This window comes from Thioclava kandeliae (genome assembly GCF_040297545.1).
GTDB lineage: Bacteria > Pseudomonadota > Alphaproteobacteria > Rhodobacterales > Rhodobacteraceae > Thioclava > Thioclava kandeliae.
This window is the reverse complement of record NZ_JAYWLC010000086.1, coordinates 1-689: the sequence shown is the minus strand read 5'-3', so window position 1 is coordinate 689 and position 689 is coordinate 1. Positions and strand designations below refer to the sequence as shown.

Annotated in this window: 1 protein-coding gene; it reads right to left on the bottom strand. The window is 62.8% G+C overall.

The window, feature by feature from the left end; translation table 11 throughout:
- The coding region (locus tag VSX56_RS20725) for an IS5 family transposase (RefSeq protein ID WP_350939387.1) at positions 1 to 671 on the bottom strand (671 nt) is incomplete at its 3' end.
- Positions 672 to 689 lie beyond the last annotated feature (18 nt).

Genomic DNA, 689 nt, shown 5'->3' with positions numbered 1-689 from the left:
GCTCGGCCATTGCGACGGATCGGTATGATCGGTTCTGCCCCATGCTCGAGTATCGCCGCATAGCATCTGCGCGTGTCATAGGCTCCGTCGGCCGTAACCGTTTCGATCTCTTCGCCCGCCGGGATCTGCGAAAGGAGCTCCGGCAGGAACGGGCTGTCGCCCAGCCTGCTGGAGGTGAATTCGACCGCGCGGATGTCGCCAGTGGCCGTGTCCATCGCCAGATGCACCTTGCGCCACTCGCGTCTGCGCGTCGCGCCATGCTTGCGCGAGAGCCATTCTCCATCACCGCGAAAGCGGATGCCGGTGCTGTCGATCAGCAAGTTCAGAGGCGCCCCGGAGCGCCGATACGGGATCTGCACCGCCATCCGCGCCTGACGCCGGCAGAGCGTCGAATAGTCGGGCACAGGCCAGTCCAACCCCGCCATCTTGATCAGGCTCGCGACCAGACCGACGGTTTGGCGGAGCGGCAGCCCGAACAGCACTTTCAGCGTCAGGCATGTCTGAATGGCGCTATCGGAGAAGGTCTCGGGATGCCCGCACCTGCCATTTCTCTCTGCCTGCCAGGACATGTCAGGATCGAACCAAACCGACAACGATCCACGCCGCTTCAGGGAGGCGTTATAGTCAGACCAGTTAGTCGTGCGGTAGCGGGTGTTGGCAGGCTTTGGCATCCCAGTGATCTAACCATC